4 protein-coding genes and 1 pseudogene are annotated in these 3,022 nt (G+C 42.8%); all 5 read right to left on the bottom strand.

Annotated features, from left to right (window positions below; translation table 11 throughout):
* A pseudogene (locus tag JF818_RS02935) lies at nucleotides 1-521 on the bottom strand (hypothetical protein); the annotation flags it as partial.
* Nucleotides 522-585: 64 nt separating this feature from the next.
* Nucleotides 586-903: a cupin domain-containing protein gene (locus JF818_RS02930; protein ID WP_198890493.1), complete on the bottom strand. Its 318-nt coding sequence runs from the start codon at nucleotides 901-903 to the stop codon at nucleotides 586-588.
* Between the two features lie 101 nt (nucleotides 904-1,004).
* Nucleotides 1,005-1,976 carry an ATP-binding protein gene (locus JF818_RS02925; RefSeq protein WP_198890492.1) on the bottom strand — a complete coding sequence of 324 codons (972 nt, stop codon included), beginning with the start codon at nucleotides 1,974-1,976 and terminating at the stop codon, nucleotides 1,005-1,007.
* A 98-nt stretch (nucleotides 1,977-2,074) separates the two neighbouring features.
* Nucleotides 2,075-2,806: a LuxR C-terminal-related transcriptional regulator gene (locus JF818_RS02920; RefSeq protein WP_233065827.1), complete on the bottom strand. Its 732-nt coding sequence runs from the start codon at nucleotides 2,804-2,806 to the stop codon at nucleotides 2,075-2,077.
* A partial coding sequence (locus JF818_RS02915; RefSeq protein ID WP_198890490.1) for a hypothetical protein occupies nucleotides 2,807-3,022 on the bottom strand: 216 nt, incomplete at its 5' end.

Genomic DNA, 3,022 nt, shown 5'->3' with positions numbered 1-3,022 from the left:
CCATATGAGTCAATGACCTGAATAGATTGCAACACATCCTTCTGCCAGGAATCTCCATCAAAATCTATCGCAGAAAGATAACATTCATCATCGTTTACAATAATATACAAACCAATAGAAACATCTTCTCCATTATTATCTTCTTTTGTGGATAAATGACGTACAAGCACCTCATCAGTAAGAGGCTCATAGGGAGAGACTCCTGTAGGAGCTGATACAATATATCGGTGCTTAGCATCATTCCACTTCATATATCTACGTTGGTTTACTGGACTATATTGTTTCTTTCCCTGTTTGTTAAACCATCGTTGTGCATATACATCAGTGCGCCCTCGGAAGTAAGCGCGATACAGTTCAAGCCGTTTCAGCCGCCTTTCTTTCACTGTACTTTCAAGAACCTCTGCATCATCGATAGTCCGAGATGTTTGTAACAGAGATCGTAATCGTTCATTTTCTGAGCGTAATGATTTATTCTCCAATTGGAGTTTTCTAATCATCTGGTCTTTTGCGTCACGCTCCATCATGACTACTATTCGAGTTCAAAAACCCAATAAGATAAGATTAAGGCTATATTTTTTATAAATCTCACCCCACAAAATCTTCCCTGTATGGAGTGAATACATCCAAGACCACTCCCTTCTCCAGGCAGGTGGTCCCATGCTTTACATCTGGTTCAAAGACAAGGGTATCTCCCTTAGAAACCTGGACAGACTTTCCATCGATGGTAAAGGTAAAAGAGCCCTCCAACACATAGGTCAACTGGGTATGGGGATGGGAGTGAACGGAACCAACTCCACCTGTTTCGAAGTGGACTTCTACTGCCATGATTGTCTCATTATAGGAGAGAATCTTCCGCTTCACACCCTCAGCCACTACCTCAAATCCATCTTGCTTTGAACTCATGCTTAACTCCTTCCCTGTTAGTATGCCGGAGCGATACAGGCAATGCAACTACGATTAGGTCATCTTATTACGAGGTAATGCTTGAAGAACTATGTTGATCCTTACTCCCCAAGGGGAATATATCGGGTGAATTTCCCACAAGTCTGTTGCGTGAGTTGTCCTTCAGCACACAGCTCCTTGAGCAGTCTAAATGCTTTTGTTGTCTTCAGCCCGACAAGATCCTCCACTTCTTTCCTGGAAATGGAACCTCTTGCTTTAGCATGGTATAGAATGGATGCCTTCTCCGCATTCAGAGACTCCCCAACGCTATCCTCATGATAGTCATATTTCTGGGTATACATGCCTTCTTCATTGCTATTTGGGAGGACACATGAGAATGCACCTTCAGCAGCTTTAAATTCAGGTTTTCTTAGATATTCCTTATAGAGATGCATAATCTTTCGAATACCAGTCCCGTAACTTTCCACTAACTGTAGACGATAAAACACTGAAGCCAAATTAGGATTTCTTGACTGAGAAACTCCCATTGTTATGGCCTCCATGGAAAGGCCTCTCACCAAACCTCCAAGAGATACAAATTCAATACGATCATCAAATACATTGATAATCGTACTTCCTGAAAAAAGATAGTCACGATGAATAATGCTGTTCAATAGTGCCTCACGAATAGCTTCTTGTGGATAATCCAAGGTATCTTCCCGCAACAGCCCGTTGAATCGTGCTTTTGTTTTATTGTAAGTAGCAAGAAATCTATACACATCTGAAAGCTGTTTCAGAACAGATCCAGAAAATTCTTTCCTATCGCGAAAGACTGCAGAATCCCGACCCTGAAATACAGCCACCTTACAGGTATACGAACATTGATCGGAAAGCAACATGGCAAGATTGGTAAAAAGTTTATCCGAGCCTATCATTTTCAGGGTTTCCATCTGGGCTGAACCAAAGGCAATTTGTCGCTTATCCATCTCCTCTTTCAAAGTTATGAATGTTAAATCTTGTTCCAAGCTTCTGCATGCTTCAAACGAAGTTCCAGATGTCTCCAGAAGCAGGCTTCGAATGCCACTTTCATTCATAGGATCTTCCTTTCTTTCTTTCCGTTATAAGTTGGAAGAAAAGAAAGTAAAATAGATTCCACCTCATATGACATTTGCTGCCTTACCAACCATAGCTACTATAAAATTCCAAGATTTTGGGCCTCGGCAACCGCCTCCGTTCGAGTGCTTACCTGCAACTTTTCATAGATCCTGGAGGCATGCCACTTCACTGTTCGTTCGGTTATGTTCATCATCCCTGCTATCTCCTTGTTCATATAGCCCTTTCCGATCAAATGCAGGACCTCTTGCTCACGGTCAGTCAGGAGTTGATCCTCTCCTTCTTGTTTGACTCCGTACAATTCCTGCAAGCCAGAGATATGTTTCTCGCTGATCTGGCTTCTTGAGAAATCTACTTGTTGAGATTCATAGTCACCAAATTCCATTGAGAGGATCATCGAGAGCAACAACCGATGTTTCTTCTTGAGCTCTGATTGTAAAGAAGCATAGAGAGCAACAGCTTTCTCCTGTTGCCCCGTTATCTGGTAGTACCCAAGCACTTGTCGTTCTTCCAACACAAAGAGATCAAAAAGGGTATCCTGTTGTACTTCCTTCTCCTGGTGCTTATGTACCCACATTTCCAACGCAGGAATGTCACCAACACGTCTTTGTGCCATGGCATACATTGCCTCTATGAAACGGTCATCTATAGAAGTAACATCGTACTCATAGGCTTGCTTACCTGCATCGCGAAGCAACCGTACGGCTTCCTCATGACGATTACTCACTATATAGAACTCAACAAGTGCAAGTTGTGCATGGAGAGAAAGATAGAACGAGTATCCCTTTGCAGAGGCAAGGCCTCGTAACAGTTACTCCTCTGCATCCTCTCTCATTCCTGAATAAAGAGCGAGCAACCCCTTACCTATCCAAGCGATGCTGCAGGAAGTGGCATACCCTGATTTCTCCTCATATCCCAATCTCAGCGCTTCATCAAAGGATTGCCTTGCTTGTTCAAACAACAAGAGTTCGAGTTGGATGGACCCTATTTGCCCAAGCAACACGATGGAAAGTGCGTCGTATTGCTT

Origin of the sequence: Sphaerochaeta sp. S2, assembly GCF_016406725.1 — a bacterium.
Lineage (GTDB): Bacteria > Spirochaetota > Spirochaetia > Sphaerochaetales > Sphaerochaetaceae > Sphaerochaeta.
The sequence above is the reverse complement of the archived record's forward strand: the minus strand, read 5'-3'. Positions and strand labels throughout refer to the sequence as shown.